This is a genomic window from Bacillus sp. SIMBA_005 (genome assembly GCF_046535585.1).
In the GTDB taxonomy this organism is placed as follows: domain Bacteria; phylum Bacillota; class Bacilli; order Bacillales; family Bacillaceae; genus Bacillus; species Bacillus pumilus.
Window position 1 is genome coordinate 1 of sequence record NZ_JAWRWI010000100.1, and the last position, 364, is coordinate 364.

The window sequence follows — 364 nt, forward strand, 5'->3', positions numbered from 1 at the left end:
GTGTGAAGCCGCTCGATTCCTTATTTGTGCGTTTGTTGCCGTTTTTATCGGTCCATGTCGACTCCGCCGTATTTTTAATCGTTTCGTTTGAAAAGTCAGCGTTGAATTTTGTCTTATACGTGATCTTAAACTGACTGTTTGTTTCTGCGTAGTCCCCGATCAATGCTATTGTAAAGCCTTGATTTCCGGGCTTTTTTGTTAATGTATAATCCGTTCCTTCTTTCAGCGTTTTGTTTTCAGTCGTGTCTTGCATGTTAAATGAATCGTCAATGAGCGCCAGGCCTCCGCTGGTGAATTGATCATCCAGCGTCCAGTCTTTCATTGTGTAACCGTTTTTGTTAACTGTGATTGTCCAATCAACCGT

At 42.0% G+C, this 364-nt stretch carries 1 protein-coding gene; it reads right to left on the reverse strand.

Annotation, left to right across the window (positions count from 1 at the left end; all coding sequences use genetic code 11):
• Positions 1-364, reverse strand: a 364-nt coding sequence (locus SB660_RS19295; RefSeq protein ID WP_410583839.1) for a collagen binding domain-containing protein, incomplete at both ends; no start/stop codon positions are given.